The sequence below is a fragment of the Micromonospora sp. NBC_00821 genome (genome assembly GCF_036347035.1).
In the GTDB taxonomy this organism is placed as follows: Bacteria; Actinomycetota; Actinomycetes; order Mycobacteriales; family Micromonosporaceae; genus Micromonospora; species Micromonospora hortensis.
In genome coordinates this window covers 1,216,764-1,243,175 of the sequence record NZ_CP108880.1, presented here as the reverse complement: position 1 = coordinate 1,243,175, position 26,412 = coordinate 1,216,764, and the positions used below count along the sequence as shown (strand labels likewise).

Below are 26,412 nucleotides of genomic sequence, written 5' to 3'. Positions count from 1 at the left end.
GCGGTACGTGGACCCCGGGAAAGGTAGGTGGAAGTGTCAGGTCACTGTGGGTAGCTGGACGTCGACCCGCAGGCCGCCGTACTCGGCGGGCCGGGCCGCGATGATGCCGTCGTGGGCCTGGGTGATCGAGCGGGCGATGGCCAGGCCCAGGCCGGCCCCACCGCCCTGCGAGGTCCGGTCCCTGGCGAGTCGGCGGAACGGCTCGAACAGGCCGGCCACCGCCTCAGCCGGCACGGGCTGGCCGGTGTTCACCACGGACAGCGCGGGCACACCGCTCACCAGGACGGTCAGTGAGCCGCCCGGCCGGTTGTACTTGATCCCGTTCTCCACCAGGTTGGTGACCAGGCGTTCCAGCAGCACCCGCTCGCCGACGACGATGCGGGGTTCGAGATGGGTCTCCACCGTGACCCCGGCGTCCCGGGCCCGGTCCAGGTAACCGGCCAGCACCGCCTCGACGATCGTGTCCAACCGCTGCGGTATCCGCGAACGGAGGCCCTGGTCACTCTCGCTGAGCGCGAGCAGGCCCTCGATCAGTCGTTCGTTGCGCTCGTTGGTCTCCAGCAGCTGACTGGTCAGCAACTCCAACTGCTCACCGGTGAGCGCCCTGGCCATGCCGACCTCGATGAGCGTCCGCTGCACGGCGAGGGGCGTCCGCAGCTCGTGCGAGGCGTTCGCGGCGAACCGTCGCTGCCCCTCGTACCCGGCGGAGACGCGTTCCATCATCTCGTCGATCGCCCGGGACAGCCGGGCCAATTCGTCGCGGCCCCGCGGCCGGATCCGGTGACCGAGGTTCTGCGGGCCCAGGTGCCCGATCGGCCCGGCCAGGTCAGCGACCGGGCGCAGGCACCACACCGCGGCGAACCAGAGCCCCACCAGGACTGCCACTGTCACGAACAGGACGGCCACCAGGGGCAGCATGAACGCCCCCGGCCGTACGTTGCCGCACACAGTCGACAACCCGGGCACGGGCACGTCACAGAACTGCTGCCCCCAGGCCCAGGTCATCTCCGACAGCCACTTGCCCATCGCCGGCAGTATCGGGCCGGCCAGCAGCGCCAGCAGCCCCACCAGCAGCACCCGACGTCGGGGCGTCCAGCTCACGCCGTGCCGCCGATGCGGTAGCCGGCCTTCGGCACGGTGTGGATGATCGCCGGATCGCCGAGCTTCTTGCGCAGTGTCATCACCGTGACCCGTACGGCGTTGGTGAACGGGTCGGCGAACTCGTCCCAGGCCTGCTCCAACAGCTCCTCGGCGCTGACCACCTGGCCGTCCGCGCGCAGCAGCACATGCAGCACGGCGAACTCCTTCGGGCTCAACGCGAGGGGGCGGCCGTCCCGGGTGGCCAGGTGTCGGCCCACGTCCAAGGCCAGGCCGTCCTGGGCGAGCACCGGTGGCAGCGCCGGCGTGGACCGTCGCCCGAGGGCCTGCACCCGGGCCACCAACTCGGCGAAGGCGAACGGCTTCGTCAGGTAGTCGTCCGCGCCGAGCCCGAGGCCCTCGACCCGGTCCCGAATGCCGGCCGCCGCGGTGAGTAGCAGCACCCGGGTGCCGACCTGTGAGTCGGTGATGCTGCGACACACCTCGTCGCCGGTGTGCCCAGGCATGTCCCGGTCCAGCACCGCGACGTCGTACCGGTTCACCCCGACCCGCTCCAGCGCACCGTCACCGTCGTAGCAGACGTCGACGGCCATCGAGAGGCGGCGCAGCCCTTCGGCCACCGTGTCCGCCAACAACCGCTCGTCGTCCGCCACCAGCACCCGCACGTTTGTCCGCTCCCCCAGTTCGGCTTGCCCGGCATACCGTCGCAGGCCCGGGTTAAGGGTTCTGTAAGCACCCGTCGCAGCCATCCTCCACGCGGGTGTCCAGCGGGCAAACCACCGCAAGCCAGTCCCGGTCGACTTCGTGCCCGTGTCACGTCATCTGGGTCGTCCGTCCCCGAAGGCCGAGGCGGGTTGGCGGACGCGGGTGAGCTGCGTCACCCTGGCCCGGCCCACCCCGTCGATCTCGCACTTTATGTTGCCCAAATGTCCCTAAGGCGTTATCTGTCGGGACAGAAAGTGCAAGATCGACGGGGCGGGGCGGGGCGGGGCGGGGCGGGGCGGGGGTGACGGGGGTGCTGGTGTGGTTAGGAGAGGGCGGCGCGGATGGTGGCCTTGATGTGCTGGGGGCGCCGGTAGAGGTCACGGTCGGTGAAATAGCGCATCCGCCAGCCCGCAGCGTCCAGCCAGTTGACCCGCTCCCGGTCGTGTCTGAGCCGTTCACGGTCCAGGTGCGACAGTCCGTCGTACTCGATGCCGATCCGGCGTTCGCGGTAGCCCAGATCCAGCCGGTAGAGAGCTGTGCCATGACGGTCGGCCACCCATAGTTGCGGCTCCGGTGGAGGCAGCCCCCCATCGATCAGAATCAGTCGCAACTGGCTCTCCTGTCGGCACTCCGCCCTGCCGTCGGCCAGCGGTACGAGTTGCCGGGCTTGGCGGACACCACGCAACGCGTTGTGGGCGGCAACCTCGGCAAGCAGGTCATCCTGGGTGACCAAGCCCGACCGGAGCGCGGCATCGAGTACCGGGAGTGCGTCGAGTCGTCGGACGGCGCGAGCCAGGTCGACCGCACAGCGAGCCGCCGGCACACAGGGCAGACCGTCGACGAAGACCGGCCGAACGGGTAGCACCGTCCGGTGAACGACCACCCCGGGTAGACGGGGCTTTGGCACTTCGGCGGGCAGATGAACGTGGATCAGATCATCACGCAGAACCCCGAAGCCGTGTCGGCGGGCGGCACTCTGCCTCGCCAACATCGCCCCGTCGGGCAGCCGGAGCAGCAGTGCGCGCAGTGCGTCATCGTCGCCGCAGGGTTGGTCGGCGTAGACCCCTCTGCGTACGCGGTGCAATTCCTCGCGGTCGAGCCGACTACGGATTCGCCCAACGGTGAGTTGCCGCATGAGTGCGTCGGTACGCCACAACTGAGTTGCCATGGGAGCAGGCTGACCAACCCGGGAGCCCAGAGAGGACCCGCGACGACCACCTGTGGAAAACCATCCGCCCTGTGGACAACCCCCAACCCCACCCCCTGCCGTGCTAGCGCCCCACCCCCGGACTCGCCGCCCCGAATCATCACTCCCACGATCTTGCACTTCCTGTCGTCGATACGCCCTATATGCAGCGAAAGGTCGGCGCAGAAAGTGCAAGATCGCGGGGGCGGGGGCGGGGGCGGGGGGCGGGGGCGCGTGGGGTGCGGGGGCGCGGCGGGGTTAGTCGCAGGCTATGCCGTCGCCGTCTCGGTCCAGGTCGTAGATGTCGTTGCCGATCACCCTGATCGGCCCGCTGACGTAGGCGGGGCCGTTGCCACTGCCACCCGCGCAGTCGACGTCGCTGGCGATCGGGACGCAGCCGCTGTAGTTCGGGTCGCATCTGGACGACTGCGGCTTCTTGGTGCCGACGGCCACGACCTGGGTCACCGGCTGCTTGGTCACTGCGGATTTGACCAGTTTCTTGGCCGTCCGCACGCCGTCGGTGGTGGTCACCTCGTAGGTCAGGGTCCGGACGCCGTTCACGCCCTTGGTGCGGACGACCCGCTTACCCTCGGCCAGTGACGAGTCCTTGACGGTCCGCTCGCCGTACCTGATGGTGGCCTTCTCCGTCACGGTCGTCACCTGCACCACCGGCACGGCTGCCGCGCTGGACGGGCTGGGTGCGACCGACGAAGGCGCCGACGAGGGTGTGGAGGGCACGGCGATCGGCGACTCCTCCTGGGCCGGCTCGCCGGAAGCGACCAGGATCGGCTGCTGCGGCTGCTCGGCGGCGGTGCCGGTCTTTGTCGGTTCCGGCTCGCCGGTCAACGCGCCGACGATGGCGGTGCCGGCGCAGCAGAGCAGCAGGAGCGACAGCGTCACCGAGCCGAGGATCACGGCGACCCGGCTGGCGGGAGTGGCCCGGCGGAACCAGTTCGGTCGGGGCGTCTGGCCAAACGACGGCGGGTACGGCGGCCCCGGGTTCTGTGGTGGTTGCATCGTCACGGCGATGAGTGTCGTCGCAAACACAGCCTGCAATATCCCCCGTCGCGTTCGTCACCTGCGCCTTTCGCTTCGCCGGGAAGATCGGTGGGCGCGCTCGCGGGCGACGAGTCGGCAGGTGCGGCAACCCTCCAGGTCGGCAGGGCAGGGCCGATCGTGCGGGTGTCAGCACCAACAAAAGCCGCAGATCACCACGCACTGAATCGACAGGGGGTCGGAGGCCGAACGGCGACGACGGAACTGTCGCGATGCCGTCAACGGGGCGGGCTCAGCGCTCTTCCATCGCCCATGGTGACCCGTAACCGTTCAGCAGGTCGAGGAAGGGCTTCGGGGGCAGCGCTTCCGGCCCGAGCACCCCGACACCGGCCCACGCGCCGCTGGCGAGCAACTCCAACGCGACGACCGGGTTGACGGCGGTCTGCCAGACCACCGCCTGGTGCCCGTACTCCCGCATCGACCACTCGTTGTCGACCACGTGGTACAGGTAGACCTCGCGGGGATGCCCGTCCGGGCCGAGCCCGCGTACCCAGGTGCCGGCGCAGGTCTTGCCGCGCATTCGGGCACCGAGCGTGGCCGGGTCGGGCAGGCTCGCGGCCACCACGTCACGCGGCGAGACCTCGACGCCGCGTACCCGCACCGGGGAGACCGCGTCCAGGCCGAGCTTGTGCAGCGTCTTGAGCACCTCGATGAACTCGTCGCCGAGGCCGTACTTGAAGGTGACCCGCCGGGCCTTGACCCAGCGCGGGATGAGCAGCACCTCCTCGTGCTCGACGTTGACGCACTCGACCGGCCCGATCCCGTCCGGAAAGTGGAAGACCTCGGGCTCGGAGAACGGTTCCGTGGTGAACCAGCCCCGGTCCCTCTCCCAGATGACCGGCGGGTTGAGGCACTCCTCGATGGTGGTCCAGATGGAGAACGAGGGTGCGAAGTCGTATCCGTCGACGGTGAGGTTCGCCCCGTCCCGGACACCGATCTCGTCGATCTCGCTGAACAGCTCGTCGGCGGCGTAACGGGCGAACACGTCGGACAGGCCGGGCTCGACCCCGATGCCGCACAGCGCCAGCCGACCGGCCGCCGACCAGGTGTCGGCCAGCGCGAACTGTTCGTCGCCGAGCTTCACGCCGGTCTCGACGTGCGACAGCGACATCGCCATGTCCAGGTAGTCCGCGCCGGCAGCGAACGCGCCATCGAAGATCGGCATGACGAATCGCGGGTCGACGGCGTTCAGCACGTGCGTGATCCGGTGCTCCCGGCACAGTGCGGTGACCGCGTCGGCCGAGGAGGCGTCCACCTGGGCGGCGACGAAACGGTCACCATGCCCGGCGACCGCCCGCTGGGCGCGAACGGGGTCGTGGTCGGCGACCACGATGGTCTCGAAGAAGGTCCGTCGGGCGGCGATGGCTACGGCGGCGGAGCCGACGCCACCGGCGCCGACGAGGAGGACACGCATCAGGAATCAAACCCCAAACCGAAACGATCGAGAGTACGGAGCCAGAGGTCGCGCCGGCCCTCACGCGCGTCGGCGCGGGCCAGTGACCAGCGGGTGAGATTGATGCCGACCGCGCGGGCGGGTTCCGGCGGGAACGGCAGTGGCTTGCGGCGAACCAGGTCGAGCCGGGTCAGCGGGGTGTTCCCGCCGTCGAGCAGGTCGAGCAGCACCCGGGCCCCGAAGCGGGTGGCCCCGACGCCGAGGCCGGTGTAGCCGGCCGCGTACGCCAGCCGACCGCCGTAGGCGGTGCCGAAGAACGGGCAGAACCGGGTGCAGGTGTCGATGACCCCGCCCCAGCGGTGGCTGAACCGCACGTCAGCGAGCTGCGGGAACGTGGTGAAGAAGTGGCGGGCGAGGGTGGTGAAGGTGGCTGGGCGTTGCTCCAACTCGGGCGCGACCCGGTTGCCGTAGTGGTAGACGGCGTCGTAGCCGCCGAAGAGGATCCGCCCGTCGGTGGTGATCCGGTAGTAGTGGAACTGGTTGGCGGTGTCGGCGAGCCCCTGCCGGTTGCGCCAACCGATGGCGTCGCGCTGGGCCGGGGTGAGCGGTTCGGTCATCAGCACGTGGTCGTACACCGGCACCAGGTACGCCCGCAGCCGGCGCAGCAGCGGCGGGAACGCGTTGGTGGCCAGCACGACCCGGCGCGCGCGTATCGAGCCGGGAAGACCTGCGGCGCGGGTGTCGGCCGGGCCGGGGTCGGCCGACAGGGCTGCGGGATCGGTGCCCAGGGTGCTGGCGTGCACCGCGGCGATGTCGGCGCGCAGGCCGGTGACCCGGGTGTGCTCGTGCACGCGTACGCCGAGGTCGAGGCAGGCGCGGCGCAGCCCCCAGGCCAGCTTCGCCGGGTCCACCATCGCCACCCGGTCGGCGTCGAACATTCCACCCAGGTACGTCGGTGAGTGCACCTCGGCGCGTACCTCGTCCCGGTCGAGCAACCGCACCCGGTGGCCGTACCGGCGGGCCAGGTCCGCGTCGGCGGCCAGCCCGTCGAGTTGGTACGGCTCGACGGCGACGGCCAGCTCACCGGTGCGCTCGAAGTCGCAGTCGATGTCGAACGTCGCGACGGTGGCGGCGATGGCGTCCAGGTTGTCCCGGCCGAGGCGTTCCAACTCGCCGACCTCGTCGGGGAAACGTTCGACGCCGTTGGCGAGGCCGTGGGTCAGCGAGGCGGCGCAGAACCCGCCGTTGCGCCCGGATGCGGCCCAACCGCAGGTCCCGGCGTCGACGAGAAGCACGTCCCGGTCCGGGTCCGCCTGCTTCGCCAACAGCGCGGCCCACAGCCCGCTGTAACCGCCGCCGATCACCAGCAGGTCGGCGGAGTGCCGACCGCTCAGTGGCGGTAGCGGGTCGGGTCGGTCCGGGCGATCGAGCCAGTACGGCACGGGCGCCGCGTCGGCCAACGCCCGGCCGGTATGCGGGAGCGTCATGACGGCCCACCGGTCGGATGACCCGCATCCGGGGGCGTCATGACGACCGACGCGGGTGACCTGACGGCCCGGCCAGCAGGGTGGCGCGGCGGGCCCGTCGACCGCGCAGCGAGCTGAGCCCCACGAGTAGCAGCGCGCCAGCGAACATCGCGGTGCCGATCACGTTGACCTGCGGTGGGATGCCACGCTGGGCAGCGCCCCAGACGTACATCGGGAACGTGACAGTGGTGCCGGCGTTGAAGTTCGTGATGATGAAGTCGTCGAAGCTCAGCGAGAAGGCCAGCAACGCGGCGGCCACGATGCCGGGCAGCACCAGCGGCAGGGTGATCCGCCGAAAGGTCTGCCACTCGTTGGCGTAGAGGTCCATGGCGGCCTCCTCCAGCCGCCGGTCCATCCCGGCGAGCCGCGCCTTCACCGTCACCACCACGAACGACACGCAGAACATCACGTGCGCGATCACGATGGTCCAGAACCCCTGCGGCACTCCCGCCGACACGAACAGGGCCAGCAACGACGTGCCCATCACCAGCTCCGGGGTGGCCATCGGCAGGAAGATCAGCACGTTGATCCCGGATCGGCCCCGGAAACGGTGCCGGACCAGCGCGAACGCCATCAGGGTGCCGAGCACCGTGGCGACCACAGTGGCGATAAAGCCGATCTGCACGCTGCGGACCACCGCGTCGCACATGTCCGAGGTGGCGCACGGCTGCCGCCAGTTGTCCAGTGTGAACTCGTTGAAGTCGTACGACAGCCGGCTCGACGGCCTGTTGAACGACAGCGCGGCCACCACCAGGATCGGCAGCGCCAGGTAGCCGAGCACCAGCAACGCCACGATCATCACCCAGCGGTCCGCGAGCCAACGGGAAAGCCTCATCAGAGCCGCCTTTCGTTCGCGACTGCGGGGCTCCGCTGCGCTGCGCTCCTCGCGCTCACAGGACCTCCTCCGTGCCGGCTCGACGGAGGTAACCGAAGACCACCGCGAGGATCGCCGCCATCAGCAGGAACGACAACGCGGCGCCCTGCGGGTAGTCCAGTCGGACCAGGAACGCCGAGTCGATGACGTTGCCGATCATGTATTCGTTCGGGGTGCCGAGCAGTTCGGCGTTGATGTAGTCGCCGCTGGCCGGGATGAAGAACAGCAGCGTGCCGGCGACCAGGCCGGGCATGGACAGCGGCAGCGTCACCCGACGGAAAGCCTGCACCGGGCTCGCGTACAGGTCGGTGGCCGCCTCCAGCAACCGGGGGTCCAGCCGCTCCAGGCTGGCGTACAGCGGCAGCACCAGGAACGGCAGGAAGTTGTACGTCAGGCCGAGCACCACAGCGAACGGGGTGGCCAGCAGCCGACCGTCCGGGGCGAGTAGGTGCACGTCGCGCAGCAGACCGACGAGCGCGCCGTTGTCCGACAGGATCGTCTTCCAGGCCAGCGTGCGGACCAGGAAGCTGGTGAACATCGGCGCGACGACGCACACCAGCAGCAGGTTCTTCCAACGGCCGGCCTTCTGCGCGATGGCGTATGCCAACGGGTAGCCCAGCAGCAACGCCAGCACCAGCGCCAGCCCGGCGTAGCCGAACGAGCGCAGGAACTGCGGCCAGTACGCCTGCAGCACGTCCGGGTAGTTGCCGACCGCCCAGGTCATCGCGTACCCGGTGGAGAGCGAGCCGCTGGGGTCGTACAGGCTGGCCGCCGCCAACTGCACCAACGGCACACCGAAGAAGATGAGCAGCCAGGCCGCACCGGGCAACAACAGCAGGTACGGCAGGAGTCGGCGCCGCCCGGACCGGGCTGCCGGTGGCGCGGGCGGCGGGTGCCCCGCCCTGGTAGGGGCCAGCAGGGTCACGACGACGCACCCACCGGCTCGTCGAGCACCGGTGATGTCCGGTCGGTGTCGGCGGCGTCGCGGGGCAGCAGGAACGCGTGCTGCGGATCCCAGTACGCCACGGCCTCGCTGCCGACCGCCACCGGCGTCGACGTCCCGCTGTTGGCGGCGAAGACCGACAACTCGGTGCCCCAGCCGGTGCGCAGCAGGTACTGCGTGCTGACTCCCACGTAGGAGGCGTCGGTGACCACTCCGGTGACGTGCTGATGGCCGGCGGGCACCTGGTCGGCGGAGCCGACCAGAATCAGCTTCTCGGGGCGTACCCCCAGGTGGACGGGACCGTGGTCGGCCCGTGAGCGGCCGGCGGGCACCGAGAAGCGCGTGCCGTGCGCCGTCACCGCGACCTCGCCGCCACCGGCGCCGGTGGCCTCGCCGGCGAGCAGGTTCGACTGGCCGAGGAAGTTCGCCACGAACGCGGTGGCGGGAAACTCGTAGAGGTCGGCGGGAGGACCGAGTTGCTCGATCCGGCCGGCGTTCATCACCGCGACGGTGTCGGCCATTGTCATGGCCTCCTCCTGGTCGTGGGTGACGTGCACGAAGGTGATGCCGACCTCGGTCTGGATGCGCTTCAGCTCGATTTGCATCTGTCGGCGCAGCTTGAGGTCGAGTGCGCCCAGCGGCTCGTCGAGCAACAGCACCTGCGGCCGGTTGATCAGGGCGCGGGCCAACGCGACCCGCTGCTGCTGGCCGCCGGAGAGCTGGGCGGGGCGGCGGTTGCCGTACCCGTCGAGTTGCACCAGCGACAGCATCCGGGTGACCTCGTCGTCGACCGAGCGGATGCCGCGTCGACGCAGCCCGAAGGCCACGTTCTCGAAGATGTCGAGGTGCGGAAAGAGGGCGTAGCTCTGGAAGACGGTGTTGACCGGCCGCTTGTACGGCCGCAGCCGGGCGATGTCCCGGTCACCGAGCAGCACCTGGCCGCTGGTCGGCTCCTCGAGGCCGGCGATCATCCGCAACGTGGTGGTCTTGCCGCAGCCGGACGCGCCGAGCAGCGCGAAGAACGAGCCCTGCTCGATGGTCAGGCTCAGGTCGTCGACAGCGGTGAAGACGCCGAACCGTTTGGTGAGGTTGGCCAGGCGCAGGTCGCCGGCGGGTGTCTCGCGCGCCATCCTCGTCACGCCCCGATGACCTGTTGGAACTTGCCCTCGTACTCCTTCTCCTGCTTCTCGTCCAGGGCCATGAACACCTTGGACTTCGACAGCAGCGCCTCGTCCGGGAAGATCAGCGGGTTGGCTGCCAACTCGGGGTCGATCTTCTCCATCTCGGCCTGAGCGCCCTTGACCGGGCAGATGTAGTTGACGTACGCGGCCAGCTTCGCCGCGACAGCCGGCTCGTAGTAGTAGTTGATCAGCGCTTCGGCGTTGCCTTTGTGGGTGGCCTTGTTGGGGACCATCATGTTGTCGCTGTAGAGCATCACGCCGGAGTCCGGCGCGACGAACCGAACTTTCTCGTCCTCACCGGACAGTTGGATGACGTCGCCGGACCAGCCGATGCACGCGGCGATGTCGCCCTTCGCCAGGTCGGGCGCGTAGTCGTTACCGGTGAACTTGCGGATCTGCCCGGAGTCGACTGCCTTCTTGAGCTTGTTGAGGGCGTCGTCGAACTGGGCGGCGGTAAAGTTCGCCGGGTCATGCCCGTTGGACCCGAGCAGCAGACCCATGGTGTCGCGCATCTCGCTGAGCGCTGTCACCTTGCCCTTGAGATCGGGGCGGGTGAGCAGTTCGTCGACAGTCCGCAGTTCCTTCGTGACGTTGCCGTTGTAAGCGAGGCCGGCGAGGCCGGACTGCCACGGGATGGAGATCCGGTTCTCGGCGTCGAAGGGGCGGTTGAGCAGCGACGGAAGCAGGTTGGCCTGCACGTTCGGGATCTTCGCCGGGTCCAGCTTCTGGATCCAGCCGAGCCGGATCATCCGGGCCGCCATCCAGTCGGTCAGCACGATGATGTCCCGGTCGGTGCTCTGGCAGGCGGCGAGCTGGTTCTGCACCTTGCCGAAGAATTCGTTGTTGTCGTTGATGTCCTCGGTGTAGGTCACCTGAATGCCGGTCTTCGTGATGAACTCGTCGAGGCTCGGCCGCTTGGACTCGTCAGCGTCGTCCACGTCCATGTACTGCGGCCAGTTGGCGAAGGCGAGTTTCTTCTCGGTGCCGGAGAGGTCCTCGCTGACGCAGCCAGCTTCGGTCTGTTGCGCGCCCTTGGTGCCGCAGCCCGCGAGGCTGCCACCCATGGTGAGCAGGGCGGCCGAACCGAGAGTGCCGGTGAGCAGTCCACGCCGGGAGAGGGGCCGGAGGGGAGTACGCATGACGACTCCTAGGGGTCATCGTCGGCGGGCGGGACGGGGAGGCGCGCCGGCGGGAATGTCGGGAGGGTCAAGTGCCATGGACGACTGATCCTGACATGAGGTGACCTCCCTTACAAGGGATTCCGTTGCGGGAATAGCGATGCACGACGAAATACGCCAGACTACGCGGGGATACACGCGCGACATCACGATTCGGGACATGGGGAGCGGGCAATGACAAACCGGCAGCACGAGAACAGCAATGGCGGTCGACGCGTCGCTGTCCGTGACGGCGCCAATCACGCTCTGCTGGATGACGTGGCCAAGCAGATCATCGAGCAGCTCCAGGAGGACGGCCGCCGCCCGTACGCGACGATCGGCAAGGCGGTGGGGCTGTCCGAGGCGGCGGTCCGGCAACGGGTGCAGCGGCTGCTCGACTCCGGCGTGATGCAGATCGTGGCGGTGACCGATCCGCTCCAGCTCGGCTTCAACCGGCAGGCGATGATCGGCCTCCGTACCGACGGCGACCTGGAAGCGGTCGCCGACCGGCTGGCCGAGTTGGACGAGGTCGACTACGTGGTGATCACCGCTGGGTCGTTCGACCTGCTCACCGAGGTGGTCTGCCGCAACGACGACCACCTGCTGGAGATCCTGCAACGGCTGCGCGCGGTGCCCGGGGTGCTCTCCACCGAGGCGTTCGTCTATCTCAAGCTGCGCAAGCAGACCTACACCTGGGGTACGGCCTGACGCTGCCCGCTGCCCGCCGCGCTGACCGCGCCGATGAACGACGCCCAGGCGGTCGGCGCGAAGGTCAGGGCTGCGCCGTCGCGATCCTTGCTGTCGCGCACCAGCACCCGGCCGGGCAGGTTGTCGGCCACCTCGACGCAGTCACCACCGTTGTTGCTGCTGCGGGTCGCGGTGCGCCAGCGGGCGTCGGTCATGTCCATGTCGTGGCCACTTCCCTGATCAGCTCGATCGACCGGCGTTGGGGGAACGCCTCGCCGGTGACGCTCTCCCACCTGCGTCCCAGGCTAGCGACGTCGAGGGGATCGGTCACGACCTGACCGCGGAGCTGGTTGTCGAGATACGCCAATTCCGTCCCGTCGGGCAGCCTGCCCAGCACGAAAGGGCCGGCCAGCCCGGTGTGCCACGGGCTCTCGGCCGGGATGATCCGGACCTGCACGTGCTCCCACTCGGCCACTCTCGCGAGGTGGGCCAACTGGGCGGCCATCACGGCGCGGTCACCGACCGGCCGGCGCAGCACCACCTCGTCGATCACCGCCACGAGCTGCGGTGGAGCATCGCTGCACAGGACCGCCTGCCGTTCGAGGCGGCTCGTCACTATCTGGTCCACCTCGGACGGTGCGACCAGCCCGCCGGTGCCCAGGATCGCGCGGGCGTACCCCTCGGTCTGCAGCAGACCCGGCACGAGCAGCGGCTGGTAAGACCGGAGCGAGGTGGCGTCCTGTTCCAGCTCGGCCCACGGCCGGAACCACGGCAGGTCACGGCGGCGGAACGGCTCCGGCCAAAGGTCGGCCGCGTCCCGGCGCAGGACCTCGGCCACCGCCACCCGGGTACGCGGATGCGGGATGCGCCCCGGAGCGAGCCACCGCGCCGCCGTCTTCGGGTCGACGCAGACCTTCTCGGCCAACGACTCGACAGTCTCCCCCGCCTCGGCCATCGCCACCCGCAACGCCTCGTTCGCCACCAGACCCTCCCGCCGCTCCTCCGTGCCGTGGCGGACGACCCCGGGTCGTTCGCCCAGCAGGCGCGCTGCGACGCCGCTCGATGCACGTTGCGGCGGACGATAGCCACGCTGCGTGTCGGTGTCTGCGCTCTACCGGCGTGTTGCGGTGGGACGTGTTGGCGCGCAACCAGGACGCCCCCGACCGTCCCCGAAGTGCCCCACCAGCGTCCCAAGACCCGCGCCTCTCGGCCCCCGGCGCACCCTCCCCGGCCCCCCGCGGCCCGCGCCTCCCGACCCCGGCGCGCCCTCCCCGGCCCCTGCGGCCCGCGCCTCCCCCGTCACGCGTCGCCCCCGTCACGCGTCGCCCCGACCTTCAGCCGCGCCCCCGACCCCAGCCGCGCACCCAACCCCAGCCGCGCACCCAACCCGGCCTGCGTCACCGCAATCCGCGACCGCCGCCCTGCGGCCTCCCCGGCCCCGCGTGCCCTGCCCTTGCACTTTCACTTGATCCACTCGACTTCACGAATATCGCGGTATCAACCACGCCCGGGACACCGCGATTTCGGCGAACCCGAGTGGATCGAGGCAGCGGCCGAGGAAGGCGCTGTCACCCGCCGGGCCCTTTGGAGCTGATGTCGCAAACGAGTCGCGGACGGGAGAACCCGGCGACGAGCCGGCTTGCCTGACCGATAGGCGCGAGCCGGGAGGCGCGAACCGGCAGGCGCGAACCGGGAGGCGCGAACCGGGAGGCGCGAATCCGGGAGGGCACGTGGCGGCCCCGACAGGACGGCCGTGATGTCGCAAACGATTCAGCTCCAAAGGCAGCCACCAGCACACCTCCGCCTCCAGCCGGCCGTCGATCAACCAGTCGGCAGTAGTACGGATTCCGTTGCCTCCATGACGCCTGTGCGCTAAATCCGTCGCCAACCGACCGTGATACCGCCGATAACACTTGCTTCCGAGGTTGAGACTGTGCGATAACCGTTGGCAGAGCGGCCGGCCTCACCCCTTTGACCGGCCCGACGACCGATGGGGCTGACATGGCCAACGCCACCGACCACCTCTGGATGCACTTCACCCGGATGGCGAGCTACTCCGCCGGTGAGGTGCCGACCATCGTGCGCGGCGAGGGAGCGTACGTGTGGGACGCGCAGGGTCGCCGCTACCTGGACGGGCTCGCCGGGCTTTTCGTTGTCAACGCCGGCCACGGCCGTACCGAACTGGCCGAGGCCGCCGCCAAGCAGGCCGGCGAGCTGGCCTACTTCCCGCTCTGGTCGTACGCGCACCCGAAGGCCATCGAGCTTGCCGAGAGGATCGCCGCGCTCACCCCCGGCGACCTCAACCGGATCTTCTTCACCACCGGCGGCTCCGAGGCCGTCGAGGCGGCGTGGAAGCTGGCCCGCGCCTACTTCAAGCGCACCGGGAAGCCCAACAAGTACAAGGTGATCAGCCGGTACATCGCCTACCACGGCACCTCCATGGGCGCCCTGTCGATCACCGGCCTGCCCGGCATCAAGAGCGACTTCGAGCCACTGGTGCCGGGCGCGATCAAGGTGCCGAACACGAACTTCTACCGGGCGCCCGAGCATGGCGACGACCCCGAGGCGTTCGGCCGCTGGGCCGCCGACGAGATCGGTAGGGCCATCGAACGGGAAGGGCCGGACACTGTCGCCGCGGTCTTCCTTGAGCCTGTGCAGAACTCCGGCGGGTGCTTCCCACCACCACCCGGCTACTTCGAGCGGGTACGGGAGATCTGCGACGCGTACGACGTGCTGCTCGTCTCGGACGAGGTGATCTGCTCCTGGGGGCGGTTGGGCGAGTACTTCGGCGCGGTGCGCTACGGCTACCAGCCGGACATCATCACCACTGCCAAGGGCATCACCTCCGGCTACGCCCCGCTCGGCGCGATGATCGCCAGCGACCGGTTGATGGAACCGTTCCTCACCGAGACCGGCATGTTCGCCCACGGGGTGACCTTCGGCGGGCACCCGGTCTCCTGCGCGGTTGCCCTGGCCAACCTGGAGGTGTTCGCCCGCGAGGACCTGGTCGGGCACGTACGCGCCAACGAGGACGCCTTCCGGGCCACCCTGGAGAAGCTGTACGACCTGCCGATCGTCGGCGACGTCCGCGGCGACGGCTACTTCTACGGCATCGAGCTGGTCAAGGACAAGACCACCCGGGAGACCTTCACCGAGGCCGAGTCGGAGCGCCTGTTACGCGGCTTCCTCTCGACCGCCCTGTTCCAGGCGGGCCTCTACTGCCGGGCCGACGACCGGGGCGACCCGGTCATCCAGCTGGCCCCACCCCTGATCGCCGAGCAGCAGCACTTCGACGAGATCGAGCAGATCCTCCGCACAGTCCTAACCGAGGCCTGGACCAAGCTCTAACCCCACCCACCCACCCCACCCCACCCACCCTCGTTGATCATGAAGTTATTGCCAAGACACGCCGAGGCAGAGGGCAATAACTTCATGATCGACGCCGACAGGGGCGCCGGCCGGGGGTCCCGCCGGGGCGGGTGCGGGGTTAGTGGTTGGGGGGGATTACCCGGAGGTGGCCTCTGCGGCCGGTCTGGTGGGGGTTCTCGGGACGGTTTTGGTCCGGCTCCGGGGGGCGGGGGGCCGGTCGGGCGGCTTCGCGGACCGCTTCGGCCAGCGCGACCAGGTCGTCAGTGGTGGGCGGCGGTGGCTCGAACTCGCCCTCGTGCCGGACGACATCCCAGCCCCGCGGCGCGGTCAGGCTGCGGGCGTGCGGCTCGCACAGGTCGTACGTGTGCGGCTCGGCGAACGCCGCCAGCGGCCCCACCACCGCTGTCGACTCGTTGTAGACATAGGTCAATGTGGCGACCGCTTGCCGGGGGCAGCCGTTACGGGAGCAGCGCCGTGGTGACCTCACGTGCGGCAGGGTATCTCCATTACCGGGTCCGGCGCATCGCTTCGCGTTGCGACACGCCCGTCATGGTGATCACAGTCGACCGTCCTGGGCGCGCCGCGCCACGAGAGCGGCGCTGCCGCTGACCAGCCCGACGCGGGCGCTACCCTTTGCCTCATGACGAGCCCGGAACACCGCCGCCCCGGCTCCGGCCGGCGTGCGCATCGTGACCGGCACGGGCGCGGCCTGCGCGGGCGGCTGGTTCCGGCCACCGTCCCGTTGGCGCGGACCAAGGCCGAGGTCTTCGACGACCTGGTCCTGGACACCGTCGAGACGCTGGAGCGTCGGTTCGCCAAGGAGTTGGCCGGGGTCGAGTTCGCGGTCGAGGACGTCCCGCCGGACCTGAACGTCTACGACTCGGACGTGCTGGAGGACGGCGAGGTCCCGTTGGCCCGGCTGCTGCCCGGCCGCCCGGGCCGGCAGGAGGTGCCGCCGCGGATCGTGCTGTACCGGCGGCCCCTGGAGTTCCGGGCGATGGACCGTGAGGACCTCGCCGATCTCGTCCATGACGTGATCATCGAACAGGTGGCGAACCTTCTCGGGGTAGACCCGGACGAGCTCGCCTGAGCCAACCCCCGAGCCTGAGCCAACCCCCGAGCGGAGAGTCGGGCGGCCCCCACCGCCTCGACCTCACACCGCTCAGGCGGCCCCCCGCGCAGACCCACACCGCCCGGACCTGCACCGCTCAGGCGGCCCGCCGCTTCAACTTGCGCCGCTCCCGCTCGGAGAGCCCACCCCAGATGCCGAACCGCTCGTCGTGACCCAGTGCGTATTCGAGGCACTCGGTCTTGACCTCGCAACGCGAGCAGATCCGCTTCGCCTCGCGGGTCGAGCCGCCCTTCTCGGGAAAGAACGCCTCGGGGTCGGTCTGCGAGCACAACGCCCGCTCCTGCCACTCCGGCGCGTTTCCGAGCAGGTCGGCCACCTCAAGCTGGCCGTCCATCAAATGCCTCCTTGTCGCGCACCGGCGTCATCGCCGCTGCAACCCCCCACGCGAAAGGCGTGCTTGTCCGTCCGGTCCCGTTTTGTTGCGTTCCGTGCGAACAACCCCATTCAAATTACACGCGTGTAATGCGTGCGCCGTCAAGCCAAACTTGATAATGGAGTCGCCCTCCCGACACCCCCGGCCGGCCACTCGGGCCGTCCAGCCTCGCAACCTGCCCTATCGATTCAGACCCCGGCCGAGTAACGCCCTCTCCGGCGAGTTGCCCGACTTTTCTGCCGTGGCGCTTCTCCGACGAGTCGCCGACCGGACGGCACCAGAGACCTCCACCCCTAAGCTGATCTTGGTGGGGGACAGGTTAACGCGGCGCGGCGCAGACTGCCCGTCAAGCTGCGGACAGCACTCGCGCCCCGTCCACAATGTGGACAGGGCGCGGTGGTGAAAACGAGGTTCCGGGGTCAGCCGGCGGCCCCAAAACTACTGCTGGGCCAGGCAAACTCGGCTATCTCTCCACCATGGACAGGAATCGTGCCGGCGGGCGTACGATCGTCCCACCAGACGGTATACATTCCGCTCGGCAGATCGGGATAGACCGCACTGTGGAACGAGCCGTCCCGCACCCGACGCTCACGCACCGCCGAGTGGACCCGCCGGTCGTCGTCGCGACTGATCTCGATCTCCCGGCCGTGCAGATCCGGGCCCGTGTAGACGATCAGGGCACCGGTGTCACCGCCCAGATCGAGGACGACGGTCCCGGTCTCCGACGGCCCGTACGCGTGCTCGTGCATTCGCTCGCCCCCGGCCCGATCAGGACGCCGCCGGCGGGTTGTTGAACCCGTCGTACGGCGTACCCAGGTAGGGGAAGTTTCCGAGGAACGGCGCTGTCACGTCGGCGGCGCTCAGCCCAGGGGTGACAGCGGCGGCCGCCGCGTCCGGCTTGAACGTCTTGTCCACCAGCGGGACGGTGACCCCGGCGATGGCCCGCAACGCGATGCTGACCACGTCGTCGCCGACCCGCCGCCCGTTCGGGAACCCGGCCAGGTCGCCACCGAGCACCCCGAACCGGTCCGGCCGCCTGGTCGGTGGGATCGCCGTGTTCAGTCGCAGCATGTCGGCCTGCACGTCGCCGGTGGCGTTGGTGAAGCCGTCGATCAGCCCGGCGGGCACGCCGGTGAGCAGGATCGCCACCAGGTCGGCTCGGGCCTTCTTCGCCTTGGTGAGCTTGTCCAGGTTGGGAAAGACGTCCGGGTAGAGCGCCGGCAGCAACGCGGCCAGCTCCGGTTGCTCGACGAACTGGGCGAACCGCTTGTCCTCCGACGGTGGCAGCGAATTCCACAGGTCCTTCTTGGACATCGGCACGATGACCTCGTTGAACAGCGGATTTCCCAACCGCGAGACCTGGGTGAACGGGCCGGTGCTGGTGTCCGCCCCGCCCCGGTCGCCGAGCACCCGCACCTGCCGACGTGACGCCGACGTCCACACCCCGATCACCGACGCCCGATCGGCGGCACCGTAGCGGTTGGCGCGCCGACGTACCCGCTCCAGCGGCACCTGCACCGCGATGCTGTGCACGTTCATCCGGTCGGTGGCGTTTACCGGCTCCCCCTCGGCCTTGAAGATCTTCTTCCCGGCGACGTGCAGCTGCTGGAACGGCCGCAGCGTGCCGAGGTCGAAGATCGCCCCGAGGTCCACGAAGAACCCGTCGGCGCGCTGCCCGGCGAAGACCCGCTCCCCCGTGGACAGCGAGTAGGTGGCCTGCCGCACCAGGTCGGCGTACTTCGGGGTGGACAGCGGGCCGACGTTGCACGGCGGGCACTGCAGCTTGTGCGCCAACCGGTGCTCGCGGCCGTCAGCCACCCTGGTCAGGCTGTAGAACTGCCGCCGGTTCCAGTTCTTGCTGTCCAGCGAATCGATCGGACCGGTGTTGTAGAGAAAACTGTTCGGGTTGGTGATCTCGGTGGTGAATTCGAACCGGTAGGTGACATCCGGACGACCGTCACCGTCGTTGTCGATATGGATCTCGTACCGCACGTCGTCGCCGAACTCGAAGAAGTTCGGGCCCCCGGAGGGGAGCTGCAACGGCACGTAGTTGGCGATCAACGTGACCGTGTCGCGTTTGTCGGGGCTGACGAACGCGTACAGGTCGGAGCTGTCGGCGACCGGATCCTTGGCTATCTCCGGGGCCTCGCGGTGGGAAGACATGACGGACCAACCTCACTGGGCGGGGACAGGATGGCGGGGCGGAGGGTCGGGTCAGCGCCGGGCGGCGCGCCGCAGCCGGTCCGCCAGGCCGCGGTCGCGTACCTCGATGCGCGTCTCACCGACGAAGACGTCCATCGTTCCCGAGGCGGCGTCACGCAGGTGCACGACGATCGGTTCGTCGGCTCGTCCGGCCGCGCCGGGGGCGTTCTGCGCGGCCGACAGGCCCGGCACTGTGAGCGCGGCGGCGCCGAGGGTGGCGCTGGCAGCGGCGGTCAACGTCTGCCGGCGGGTCAGTCGCGGCCACTGCCGCTTCCGCTGATCACTGGTCATGGGCAACCTTTCCGGCGGTGGCGCGAGCGCGCCCGCGGAGACGGACGGGTCCGGTGCCGTCTCGCGACGCCGCCGGGCCCCTGAGGGGACACCGGCGGCGGTCCTCGCCGCGACCGCCACCGGCATCGCGTGGTACGGCCGGTGGCGGGGAAAGGTTCGACGTCAGGGGCGGGCGTGACCGTACGCAGTCGACCGCTTGCGCGCCGGACGACCGGCGGCCTTCGCGATGGCCCGCAACTGCTCCTCGGTACGCGCCGAACCGTTGTCGGAACCGGCCATCCGGGAGATGGTCTCCTCCATCAGCGTGCCGCCGAGGTCGTTGCAGCCGCCCTGGAGCATCGCGACAGTGCCCTCGTCGCCGAGCTTCACCCAGGAGCACTGGATGTTGTCGATCCGGCCGTGCAGCAACAGCCGGGACATGGCGTGCACCACCCGGTTCTCCCGCCAGGTCGGCCCGGGTCGGGCGATACCCGCCAGATAGATCGGAGCATTCGTGTGCACGAACGGCAGCGCCACGAACTCGGTGAACCCGCCCGTGCGGTCCTGCACCCCGGCCAGCACCCGGAAGTGCGCCAGCCACTGCCCGGGGTGGTCGACGTGGCCGTACATCATCGTGGAGCTGGACCGGATGCCCAGCTCGTGCGCGGTGCTGACCACCTCGACCCAGGCGGCGGCCGGGAGTTTGCCCTTGGTCAGCACCCAGCGCACGTCGTCGTCGAGGATCTCGGCGGCGGTGCCCGGAATGGTGTCCAGCCCGGCCTCACGCAACTGGAGCAGCCACTCACGGATCGGCACCCCGGCCTTCGCGGCGGCGGTGACGATCTCCATGGGCGAGAACGCGTGCACGTGCATCTCGGGCACCCGGGCCTTGATCGCGCGCACGATGTCGGCGTACCCGGTGACCGGCATCTTCGGGTCGATGCCGCCCTGGAGGCACACCTCGCTGGCACCGGCGGCCCACGCCTGCTCGGCCCGGTCCGCGACCTGCTCGACGGAGAGCCGGTACGCGTCGGCGTCCCGCTCACGCTGCGCGAACGCACAGAACCGGCAGCCCACGTAGCAGACATTGCTGAAGTTGATGTTGCGGTTGACCACGTAGGTGACGTCGTCGCCGACCACCGCGCGGCGCACGTCGTCGGCGAGGCGGCACACCTCGTCGAGCGCCGGCCCGTCCGCGCCGAACAACGCCAGCGCGGCATCGGTGTGCGCGGGGTCGAGCAGGGCCGCCGGGTCGTCCGCGGCGAGCCGCAGACCGGCCGCCAGGTCACGGTCCGCACCACTGCCGGCCGGTGCCACGGGTACGCCAGCCCGGCGGGCGGTCGCCTCCGGGGTGACCTTGCCAGCGACCTCGGCCCAGTCGCCGTAGACGCTGTCGAAGTCGCCGCGCCGGTCGTCGGTGCGGCCGGTGGTGTCGATGGTGGCGTGCAGGTCGACCCGCCCGCCGAACACCTCCTCCGGCTCCTGCCACGGTCGTCCCTGCGGTATCGCCGACTCGACAGCCATGCCCGTCGACGGATCAGCCAGGGCGCCGACGTGCGGCAGCAACCGTGGGTCGAGCCACGGGTCACCCGCGCGCACGTACTCGGGGTAGATCGTCAACCGCTCCCGCAGCGTGAACCCGGCCAGCTCGGTGTGCCGGGCCAGCTCGTCGATCTGCGGCCAGGGGCGCTCCGGATTGACGTGGTCGGGGGTGAGCGGGGAGACGCCACCCCAGTCGTCGATGCCGGCGCGCAGCAGCAGGTCGTACTCGCCGGCGATGAGGTTCGGCGGGGCCTGGATCCGGGCCTTCGGGCCGAGCAGCAGCCGGGCCACCGCCACAGTGGCGGCCAGATCGTGAAGCTCCGCGTCCGGCATGCCGCGCATCGCCGTGTCCGGCTTGGCGCGGAAGTTCTGCACGATCACCTCCTGGAGGTGCCCGTACTCCCGGTGGGCGCGGCGGATCGCGAAGAGCGCGTCCACCCGCTCCGCCGAGGTTTCCCCGATGCCGATCAGGATGCCGGTGGTGAACGGCACCCCCACCCGCCCCGCGTCCTCGAGCACCCGCAACCGGACCGCCGGCTCCTTGTCCGGCGAGCCGAAGTGCGGGCCACCCGGCTCGGACCAGAGCCGGGTCGCTGTCGTCTCCAACATCATGCCCATGCTCGGCGCGACCGGCTTGAGCCGTTGCAGCTCCGACCAGGACAGCACCCCGGGGTTGAGGTGCGGCAGCAGACCTGTCTCCTCCAGCACCGCCACCGCACAGGCGCGCAGGTAGTCCAGGGTGGAGTCGTAACCGCGCTCGTCCAACCAGGTCCGGGCCGCCGGCCAGCGTTCCTCCGGCCGGTCACCCAGTGTGAACAGCGCCTCCTTGCAGCCCTGCGCGGCACCGGCCCGGGCGATCGCGAGGACCTCGTCGCGGTCCAGGAACGGCGCCGGCAGCCGGTGCGGCACTGTCGCGAAGGTGCAGTAGTGGCAGCGGTCCCGGCAGAGCCGGGTCAGCGGAATGAAGACCTTCTTGGAGTACGTGACCACACCCGGCCGCCCGGCCTCGCGCAGCCCGGCGTCGCGGATTCCCCCGGCGAGCCGGAGCAGTTCGTCGAGCGCGTCGCCACGAGCGGACAGCAGCGCGGTCGCCTCGTCGACATCGAGCGCCCGCCCGTTCGCGGCCCGGCCCAGGGCCCGCCGCACGCTCGCATCGCTCGGGCCGGAGTGGGTGCGATCAACCATCCACTCACCCTATGCGCAGCCCGACGCGACCCAACCAGTCCCAGCCCGCACCGTGGGAAACGGCACCCCCCGCCCCCACCCGGCCCCCTCCCGGCCGCCCTCCCGGCCGACCTCCCGGCTGCCCTCTCGGTTGATCATGAAGTTATTGCCACGACACGCCGCGTGATCGGGCAATAACTTCATGATCGACGGGGGTTGGTGGGGGCCGACGGGTTGGCGGAATCAGCGGGGCTGGTCGGGGTGGTCGTTGGGCTTGATGTGCTGGGTACGGTCGGTGTCCGGGTCGGCCGGGTGGGAAATGACCTCGGTCGGGTCTGCGGACTGGCGCGGGATCGCCTGAGTCGGGTCGGCCGACGGAGGCTGCCCGAACGGCGGCGGCGCGGCCGGGGACGGCGGCACCGACTGGGGGGCGGGGTTCGTCGGCGGCGCGGACTGCGGGAACGGCGGCGCGGACTGCGGGTGCGGCGGCGCGGACTGCGAGAACGGCGGAGCCGACTGCGGGTGCGGCGGCGCGGACTGCGGGTGCGGCGGAGCCGACTGCGGGGCCTGGAACGGCGGCGACTGCTGGCCGTACTGGCCGGCCTGCGGGTAGCCACCAGGCTGCGGGTAACCACCAGCCTGCGGGTAGCCACCAGGCTGACCAGCCTGCGGGTGTCCGCCAGGCTGGCCGGGAGCGGGCCATCCGCCCTGCGGCTGGCCGCCGGGCTGACCCGGGGCAGGCCAACCGCCCTGCTGCTGCGGCCAGCCCGGCTGGGGCTGGCCGTAGACGCCAGGCTGCGGCTTGGGCCGCGGCACGTAGTAGTGGGCGCGCCAGATGGTGTAGACCACCCAGGCGGCGATCGCGAAGATCACCATCCAGGCGAACCGGGTGAGCACGCCGAGCAGCGCATCGAGCACCTCAGCCTCGGCCAGCCGGCCCACCGTCCAGATCAGCATGGTCAGCGTGCCGAACAGTGCGCTGACCGCGTACTCGACGACGGCTGTCTGCGTGATCAGCTTCGCCTTCGCCAGCACCGGCGAGATGTGCGTGGCCAGCAGCACCGCCAGCAGCGGGAGGCCCACCGCCTCCACCCCGACGAACGCGGAGAAGGCGCTGCCCGCGCGGTCGGTGAAGGAGCCGTAGTCGTTCGGGGCGATGAGCCGGAGCAGGCCCACGAAGAGGAACACGGCGTTGGCGCCAAGCAGCGCGAGCGCGGCGAGCTCCCGTAGCGGCTTGGTCAGCTGGCGGGCCTGCGTCGCGTCGGCGGACGCGGGCTCGGCGGGGCTGGTCACGAGCTCCCCCTCGGGGCATCAACGGACAGGGCGCACGTGAGCCTAGTCTCTGGGGCCACCGACGGATCGGAGGCGTCACGTGCGCGAGGATGGTCGACATGCGCATCGTGGTTCTGGCCGGCGGCATCGGCGGCGCCCGGTTCCTGCTCGGGGTCCGGGCGTACGCCCGTGACGTCGGCGCGGAGGTGACCGCCGTTGTCAACGTCGGCGACGACCTGTGGTTACACGGGTTGAAGATCTGCCCCGACCTGGACAGCGTCATGTACACCCTCGGCGGGGGCGCCGACCCGGAACGGGGCTGGGGTCGGGTCGGCGAGAGCTGGACTGTCAAACAGGAGTTGGCCGCGTACGGGGCGGAGCCGACCTGGTTCGGCCTCGGCGACAAGGACATCGCCACCCACCTGGTCCGCAGCACCATGCTCAACGGCGGTTACCCGTTGAGCGCTGTCACCGAGGCGCTGTCCAGCCGCTGGGAGCCGGGGGTACGCCTGTTGCCGGCGACTGACGACCGCCTGGAGACCCATGCCGTGGTGGAGGACGACCAGGGCCAGCGGGCGATCCACTTCCAGGAGTGGTGGGTGCGGTACCGGGCCGACATCACCACGCACCGTTTCGTGTTCGTCGGCGCGGAGACGGCGAAGCCGGCCCCCGGGGTGCTGGACGCGATCGCCTCGGCCGACCTGGTGCTGATCGCGCCGAGCAACCCGGTGGTGAGCGTCGCGCCGGTGCTGGCCGTACCGGGGCTGCGTGCAGCGGTGGCGGACGGCCCGGCGCCGGTGGTGGGTGTCTCGCCGATCATCGGCGGCGCGCCGGTGCGGGGGATGGCCGACCGTTGCCTGGCCGTGCTCGGTACGGAGTGCAGCGCGGCCGGGGTTGGTCGGCTCTACGGCGGTCGGGCGAGCGGCGGCCTGCTCGACGGCTGGCTGGTGGCCGAGGAGGACGCGGGCACTGTGGTGCCCGAGGTGACGGTCCGCGCGGTGCCGCTGCGGATGACCGACGAGGCGGCGACGGCGGCCATGGTCCGCGCCGCGGTGGAGTTGACGTGAGGCTGGAGATTCTGCCGGTGCTCGGCATCGGTCACGTGACCGAGGGTGACGACCTGGCCGCGGTGATCGCTACCGCCGCGCCGTGGCTGCGCAACGGCGACGTGCTGGTGGTGACCAGCAAGATCGTCTCCAAGGCCGAGGGGCGGTTGGTCGACGTGCCGGCGGACGGGCCGGAACGGCTGGCGGCCCGGGACGAGGTTCTGGCCGGTGAGACCGCCCGGGTGGTCGCCAGCCGGGGGGCTACCCGGATCGTGCAGACCCACCACGGCTTCGTCATGGCCTCGGCGGGGATCGACGCGTCGAACGTGGACAAGACCCAACTGGTGCTGCTGCCGGTCGACCCGGATGCCTCGGCGCGGGCTCTGCGCGACGCGTTGCGGGAGCGATACGACCTGGACCTGGCCGTGATCATCAGCGACACGATGGGCCGGCCCTGGCGCAACGGGCTCACCGACGTGGCGCTCGGGGTGGCCGGGATGCCGGCCATCCGCGACCACCGGGGCGAGGTCGACCCGTACGGCAACGAGTTGCAGTTGACCCAGATGGCAGTGGTGGACGAACTGGCGGGTGCCGGCGAACTGATCAAGGGCAAGTGCGATCAGGTCCCCGTCGCGGTGGTGCGGGGCTACCTGCCGGCCACCGTCTCGGACGACGCCGGTGGCGCGCGGGCGCTGATCCGCGACGCGGCACAGGACCTGTTCTCGCTCGGTACCGCCGAGGCCCACGCCGCCGGGCTCTCCGACGCCGCGACCCTGACCGACGGCCCCGGCCCGACACCGGCCGACCTGACCGCGGTGCGACGGGCGATCGACGAGGTCGCCGGGCTGGTCGCCCCCGGCACGGTCTTCACACTGGTCGACGAGGCCGAGGTACGCGCCGGCCTGGTCGCTGAGATGCCCGGGTGGCCGGATGGCGCCGACCTGCTGCTCGGCTCGGCCCCGACGCCCGTCGAGCCGTTCGGTCTGGTCCGCTTCGGCGCCGACCTGCACCGACTGCGCGTCGCATTGGCCGCCCAGGGCGTCGGGTCGACTCTGTTGCCGCCACCGCCCGGCAGCCCGGCGAGCGCCGCGCTCGCCCTGTAGAACCGCCCTCGGCCGGTACGAACGGCCGGGTCACGCGTCCAGCATGGCCCGGCCGAGCGGGGTCAACGTGTGCAGCACGCTGTTGCGTTCGCGGTGGCTGACCAGCAGACCAGCGTTGCGCAGCACCGTGGCGTGTTGGCTCGCCGCCGCCGGTGAGATGTTGAGCTGGCGGGCGACCTCGCCGGTGGTGCAGCCCTCGTCGCTGGCCTGCAAGACCGCTGCCCTGGTGCGGCCCAGCAGCGCGGCGAGTGATTCGCGGGCAGCACCGGACGCGGCGCCGGCGTCGGCGGAGACCAGGGCACCCAGCCGGTCCACCGGGTAGACCAGCACCGGTGGCAGCGCCGGGTCGAGCAGTGCGACAGGGGTGGCCGCGCAGAAGAACGACGGCACCAGCAGCAGCCCACGGCCGTCCAGGTGCAGCTCCCGACTGTGCGGGTAGCTGTGGACCTCCAGCACCCCGCTCTCCCAACGCATCGTCGGCCGAAGGCTGCTGAGCAGGCCCTCGACGCCGCCGTCGAGCAGCGCCCGCGCCCGCCGCGTGCGGTCCGCCGCAACCGCGGCCTGGATCCGGCCCCAGTACGGGCTGATCGCCAGCGATCGGTACTGCTCCATCGACTCGGCCAGGTGGTGCAACGCCGACACCTCACCGCGAGCGAGCGCGGCCGCCGAGGAAGGCAGCTGGTTCTCGGCGGCCAGCACGCTCAGGTCCCGGTGCAGCAACTCGGTGGGGGTACGGCGGAGCGCGTCCAGCCCGGCCTCGAAGCCCTCGACGCTGGCGTACGGGGTGAGGAAGTCCGGGAAGTAGCCACGCGGCGGGTTCAGCGCGAAGAGCAGGCGGAGCTGCTCGGACGCGGAGTCCTGGCGCAGGTCCCGGGCCACGCTGCGCCGCCAGTTGGCCGTCAGCGGGTCGCGGGTGCGGCCGCGAAGCACGTGCAGGCTGAGGACCAGCTCCCAGACCGGGTCCGCCGCCGGCGCCACCCGGGTCCGGAGGATGTCCTCCCCAGAAAAGTGGATCTTCAGCATGGAGCGCTCCTGTGTCGCCGGCAGGGGGATGCCGGATGACCGTTCGACTCTACCTGGCTGGCAGTAACCTCCATCTTTAAGCCTGGACTGAAAAACCTCGACGCCTCCGG

25 protein-coding genes are annotated in these 26,412 nt (G+C 70.4%); 5 read left to right on the top strand and 20 right to left on the bottom strand.

All coding sequences use genetic code 11. From position 1 onward, the window contains the following. Nucleotides 1-36 precede the first annotated feature (36 nt). The 10 genes from OHB44_RS05795 to OHB44_RS05750 form a co-directional block, all read right to left on the bottom strand. Nucleotides 37-1,101 carry a sensor histidine kinase gene (locus tag OHB44_RS05795; protein ID WP_330439821.1) on the bottom strand — a complete coding sequence of 355 codons (1,065 nt, stop codon included), beginning with the start codon at nt 1,099-1,101 and terminating at the stop codon, nt 37-39. Next, complete coding sequence (locus OHB44_RS05790) at nt 1,098-1,763, bottom strand: response regulator transcription factor (RefSeq protein ID WP_238683556.1); 666 nt, start codon at nt 1,761-1,763, stop codon at nt 1,098-1,100. The genes OHB44_RS05795 and OHB44_RS05790 overlap by 4 nt, the downstream gene beginning before the upstream one ends. A gap of 362 nt (nt 1,764-2,125) precedes the next feature. Next, the gene (locus tag OHB44_RS05785) at nt 2,126-2,971 is read right to left on the bottom strand and encodes an endonuclease domain-containing protein (protein ID WP_330439820.1); all 846 of its coding nucleotides are present in this window, start codon (nt 2,969-2,971) and stop codon (nt 2,126-2,128) included. Nucleotides 2,972-3,247: 276 nt separating this feature from the next. Beyond that, entirely contained in the window at nt 3,248-4,006 is a 759-nt protein-coding gene (locus OHB44_RS05780; RefSeq protein ID WP_330441186.1) for a G5 domain-containing protein, read from the bottom strand. A 271-nt stretch (nt 4,007-4,277) separates the two neighbouring features. Further along, nucleotides 4,278-5,459: a saccharopine dehydrogenase C-terminal domain-containing protein gene (locus tag OHB44_RS05775; protein ID WP_330439819.1), complete on the bottom strand. Its 1,182-nt coding sequence runs from the start codon at nt 5,457-5,459 to the stop codon at nt 4,278-4,280. Further along, nucleotides 5,459-6,925, bottom strand: coding sequence for an NAD(P)/FAD-dependent oxidoreductase (locus tag OHB44_RS05770; RefSeq protein WP_266303633.1), 1,467 nt, complete (start codon nt 6,923-6,925; stop codon nt 5,459-5,461). The genes OHB44_RS05775 and OHB44_RS05770 overlap by 1 nt, the downstream gene beginning before the upstream one ends. Before the next feature lie 37 nt (nt 6,926-6,962). Next, the gene (locus OHB44_RS05765; RefSeq protein ID WP_330439818.1) at nt 6,963-7,799 is read right to left on the bottom strand and encodes an ABC transporter permease; all 837 of its coding nucleotides are present in this window, start codon (nt 7,797-7,799) and stop codon (nt 6,963-6,965) included. 55 nt (nt 7,800-7,854) lie between these two features. After that, nucleotides 7,855-8,763 carry an ABC transporter permease gene (locus OHB44_RS05760; RefSeq protein WP_238666623.1) on the bottom strand — a complete coding sequence of 303 codons (909 nt, stop codon included), beginning with the start codon at nt 8,761-8,763 and terminating at the stop codon, nt 7,855-7,857. Then, entirely contained in the window at nt 8,760-9,911 is a 1,152-nt protein-coding gene (locus OHB44_RS05755; RefSeq protein ID WP_266303635.1) for an ABC transporter ATP-binding protein, read from the bottom strand. The genes OHB44_RS05760 and OHB44_RS05755 overlap by 4 nt, the downstream gene beginning before the upstream one ends. A 5-nt stretch (nt 9,912-9,916) precedes the next feature. Further along, nucleotides 9,917-11,101: a polyamine ABC transporter substrate-binding protein gene (locus OHB44_RS05750; protein WP_238683562.1), complete on the bottom strand. Its 1,185-nt coding sequence runs from the start codon at nt 11,099-11,101 to the stop codon at nt 9,917-9,919. A gap of 213 nt (nt 11,102-11,314) precedes the next feature. Here OHB44_RS05750 and OHB44_RS05745 point away from each other — a divergent pair, with 213 nt between their 5' ends. After that, on the top strand, nt 11,315-11,827 hold the full coding sequence (locus OHB44_RS05745) for an Lrp/AsnC family transcriptional regulator (RefSeq protein ID WP_091394101.1): 513 nt from the start codon (nt 11,315-11,317) through the stop codon (nt 11,825-11,827). Here OHB44_RS05745 and OHB44_RS05740 read toward each other — a convergent pair. Beyond that, nucleotides 11,806-12,027 carry a DUF397 domain-containing protein gene (locus tag OHB44_RS05740; RefSeq protein ID WP_330439816.1) on the bottom strand — a complete coding sequence of 74 codons (222 nt, stop codon included), beginning with the start codon at nt 12,025-12,027 and terminating at the stop codon, nt 11,806-11,808. The two genes, OHB44_RS05745 and OHB44_RS05740, sit on opposite strands and share 22 nt — an antisense overlap. Beyond that, complete coding sequence (locus OHB44_RS05735; protein WP_330441185.1) at nt 12,018-12,761, bottom strand: DUF5753 domain-containing protein; 744 nt, start codon at nt 12,759-12,761, stop codon at nt 12,018-12,020. Before OHB44_RS05735 ends, OHB44_RS05740 begins: the two co-directional genes overlap by 10 nt. A 1,046-nt stretch (nt 12,762-13,807) precedes the next feature. Here OHB44_RS05735 and OHB44_RS05730 point away from each other — a divergent pair. Beyond that, on the top strand, nt 13,808-15,154 hold the full coding sequence (locus OHB44_RS05730; protein ID WP_112601888.1) for an aspartate aminotransferase family protein: 1,347 nt from the start codon (nt 13,808-13,810) through the stop codon (nt 15,152-15,154). 139 nt (nt 15,155-15,293) lie between these two features. On the opposite strand, the gene OHB44_RS05725 is transcribed toward OHB44_RS05730, so the two are convergent. Beyond that, complete coding sequence (locus tag OHB44_RS05725; protein ID WP_091394110.1) at nt 15,294-15,662, bottom strand: DUF3499 domain-containing protein; 369 nt, start codon at nt 15,660-15,662, stop codon at nt 15,294-15,296. Nucleotides 15,663-15,815: 153 nt separating this feature from the next. Here OHB44_RS05725 and OHB44_RS05720 point away from each other — a divergent pair, with 153 nt between their 5' ends. Then, nucleotides 15,816-16,265, top strand: a complete 450-nt coding sequence (locus OHB44_RS05720) for a metallopeptidase family protein (RefSeq protein ID WP_074316962.1) — start codon at nt 15,816-15,818, stop codon at nt 16,263-16,265. A gap of 118 nt (nt 16,266-16,383) precedes the next feature. Here OHB44_RS05720 and OHB44_RS05715 read toward each other — a convergent pair whose 3' ends face one another. The 6 genes from OHB44_RS05715 to OHB44_RS05690 form a co-directional block, all read right to left on the bottom strand. After that, nucleotides 16,384-16,641 (bottom strand): WhiB family transcriptional regulator, encoded by a 258-nt coding sequence (locus OHB44_RS05715; RefSeq protein WP_007455784.1) that lies wholly within the window; start codon nt 16,639-16,641, stop codon nt 16,384-16,386. 458 nt (nt 16,642-17,099) lie between these two features. Next, the gene (locus OHB44_RS05710) at nt 17,100-17,429 is read right to left on the bottom strand and encodes a phospholipase (protein WP_330439798.1); all 330 of its coding nucleotides are present in this window, start codon (nt 17,427-17,429) and stop codon (nt 17,100-17,102) included. Nucleotides 17,430-17,448: 19 nt separating this feature from the next. After that, the gene (locus tag OHB44_RS05705) at nt 17,449-18,843 is read right to left on the bottom strand and encodes a DUF4331 domain-containing protein (RefSeq protein ID WP_238686073.1); all 1,395 of its coding nucleotides are present in this window, start codon (nt 18,841-18,843) and stop codon (nt 17,449-17,451) included. Nucleotides 18,844-18,894: 51 nt separating this feature from the next. Further along, complete coding sequence (locus OHB44_RS05700; protein ID WP_030486799.1) at nt 18,895-19,173, bottom strand: hypothetical protein; 279 nt, start codon at nt 19,171-19,173, stop codon at nt 18,895-18,897. A gap of 162 nt (nt 19,174-19,335) precedes the next feature. Next, the gene (locus tag OHB44_RS05695) at nt 19,336-21,879 is read right to left on the bottom strand and encodes a bifunctional FO biosynthesis protein CofGH (RefSeq protein ID WP_266303637.1); all 2,544 of its coding nucleotides are present in this window, start codon (nt 21,877-21,879) and stop codon (nt 19,336-19,338) included. A gap of 222 nt (nt 21,880-22,101) precedes the next feature. Beyond that, nucleotides 22,102-23,151: a hypothetical protein gene (locus OHB44_RS05690; RefSeq protein ID WP_330439795.1), complete on the bottom strand. Its 1,050-nt coding sequence runs from the start codon at nt 23,149-23,151 to the stop codon at nt 22,102-22,104. A gap of 98 nt (nt 23,152-23,249) precedes the next feature. Between OHB44_RS05690 and cofD the strand changes: the two genes are divergently transcribed. Together cofD and OHB44_RS05680 are read left to right on the top strand one after the other, a co-directional pair. After that, complete coding sequence (gene cofD, locus OHB44_RS05685) at nt 23,250-24,197, top strand: 2-phospho-L-lactate transferase (protein WP_330439794.1); 948 nt, start codon at nt 23,250-23,252, stop codon at nt 24,195-24,197. Continuing rightward, nucleotides 24,194-25,279: a coenzyme F420-0:L-glutamate ligase gene (locus OHB44_RS05680; protein WP_238686077.1), complete on the top strand. Its 1,086-nt coding sequence runs from the start codon at nt 24,194-24,196 to the stop codon at nt 25,277-25,279. The genes cofD and OHB44_RS05680 overlap by 4 nt, the downstream gene beginning before the upstream one ends. 30 nt (nt 25,280-25,309) lie before the next feature. Here the strand turns inward: OHB44_RS05680 and OHB44_RS05675 are convergent, their stop codons facing one another. Continuing rightward, nucleotides 25,310-26,302 carry an ArsR/SmtB family transcription factor gene (locus tag OHB44_RS05675; protein WP_238686078.1) on the bottom strand — a complete coding sequence of 331 codons (993 nt, stop codon included), beginning with the start codon at nt 26,300-26,302 and terminating at the stop codon, nt 25,310-25,312. Nucleotides 26,303-26,412 lie beyond the last annotated feature (110 nt).

Bases quoted from the DNA above. Each gene is read 5' to 3' on its own strand.
- OHB44_RS05785 (WP_330439820.1), bottom strand. From the start codon at position 2,971: ATGGCAACTCAGTTGTGGCGTACCGACGCACTCATGCGGCAACTCACC.
- OHB44_RS05780 (WP_330441186.1), bottom strand. From the start codon at position 4,006: ATGCAACCACCACAGAACCCGGGGCCGCCGTACCCGCCGTCGTTTGGC.
- OHB44_RS05775 (WP_330439819.1), bottom strand. From the start codon at position 5,459: ATGCGTGTCCTCCTCGTCGGCGCCGGTGGCGTCGGCTCCGCCGCCGTA.
- OHB44_RS05770 (WP_266303633.1), bottom strand. From the start codon at position 6,925: ATGACGCTCCCGCATACCGGCCGGGCGTTGGCCGACGCGGCGCCCGTG.
- OHB44_RS05765 (WP_330439818.1), bottom strand. From the start codon at position 7,799: ATGAGGCTTTCCCGTTGGCTCGCGGACCGCTGGGTGATGATCGTGGCG.
- OHB44_RS05755 (WP_266303635.1), bottom strand. From the start codon at position 9,911: ATGGCGCGCGAGACACCCGCCGGCGACCTGCGCCTGGCCAACCTCACC.
- OHB44_RS05750 (WP_238683562.1), bottom strand. From the start codon at position 11,101: ATGCGTACTCCCCTCCGGCCCCTCTCCCGGCGTGGACTGCTCACCGGC.
- OHB44_RS05745 (WP_091394101.1), top strand. From the start codon at position 11,315: ATGACAAACCGGCAGCACGAGAACAGCAATGGCGGTCGACGCGTCGCT.
- OHB44_RS05740 (WP_330439816.1), bottom strand. From the start codon at position 12,027: ATGGACATGACCGACGCCCGCTGGCGCACCGCGACCCGCAGCAGCAAC.
- OHB44_RS05735 (WP_330441185.1), bottom strand. From the start codon at position 12,761: ATGGCCGAGGCGGGGGAGACTGTCGAGTCGTTGGCCGAGAAGGTCTGC.
- OHB44_RS05730 (WP_112601888.1), top strand. From the start codon at position 13,808: ATGGCCAACGCCACCGACCACCTCTGGATGCACTTCACCCGGATGGCG.
- OHB44_RS05720 (WP_074316962.1), top strand. From the start codon at position 15,816: ATGACGAGCCCGGAACACCGCCGCCCCGGCTCCGGCCGGCGTGCGCAT.
- OHB44_RS05715 (WP_007455784.1), bottom strand. From the start codon at position 16,641: ATGGACGGCCAGCTTGAGGTGGCCGACCTGCTCGGAAACGCGCCGGAG.
- OHB44_RS05710 (WP_330439798.1), bottom strand. From the start codon at position 17,429: ATGCACGAGCACGCGTACGGGCCGTCGGAGACCGGGACCGTCGTCCTC.
- OHB44_RS05705 (WP_238686073.1), bottom strand. From the start codon at position 18,843: ATGTCTTCCCACCGCGAGGCCCCGGAGATAGCCAAGGATCCGGTCGCC.
- OHB44_RS05700 (WP_030486799.1), bottom strand. From the start codon at position 19,173: ATGACCAGTGATCAGCGGAAGCGGCAGTGGCCGCGACTGACCCGCCGG.
- OHB44_RS05695 (WP_266303637.1), bottom strand. From the start codon at position 21,879: ATGGTTGATCGCACCCACTCCGGCCCGAGCGATGCGAGCGTGCGGCGG.
- cofD (WP_330439794.1), top strand. From the start codon at position 23,250: ATGCGCATCGTGGTTCTGGCCGGCGGCATCGGCGGCGCCCGGTTCCTG.
- OHB44_RS05675 (WP_238686078.1), bottom strand. From the start codon at position 26,302: ATGCTGAAGATCCACTTTTCTGGGGAGGACATCCTCCGGACCCGGGTG.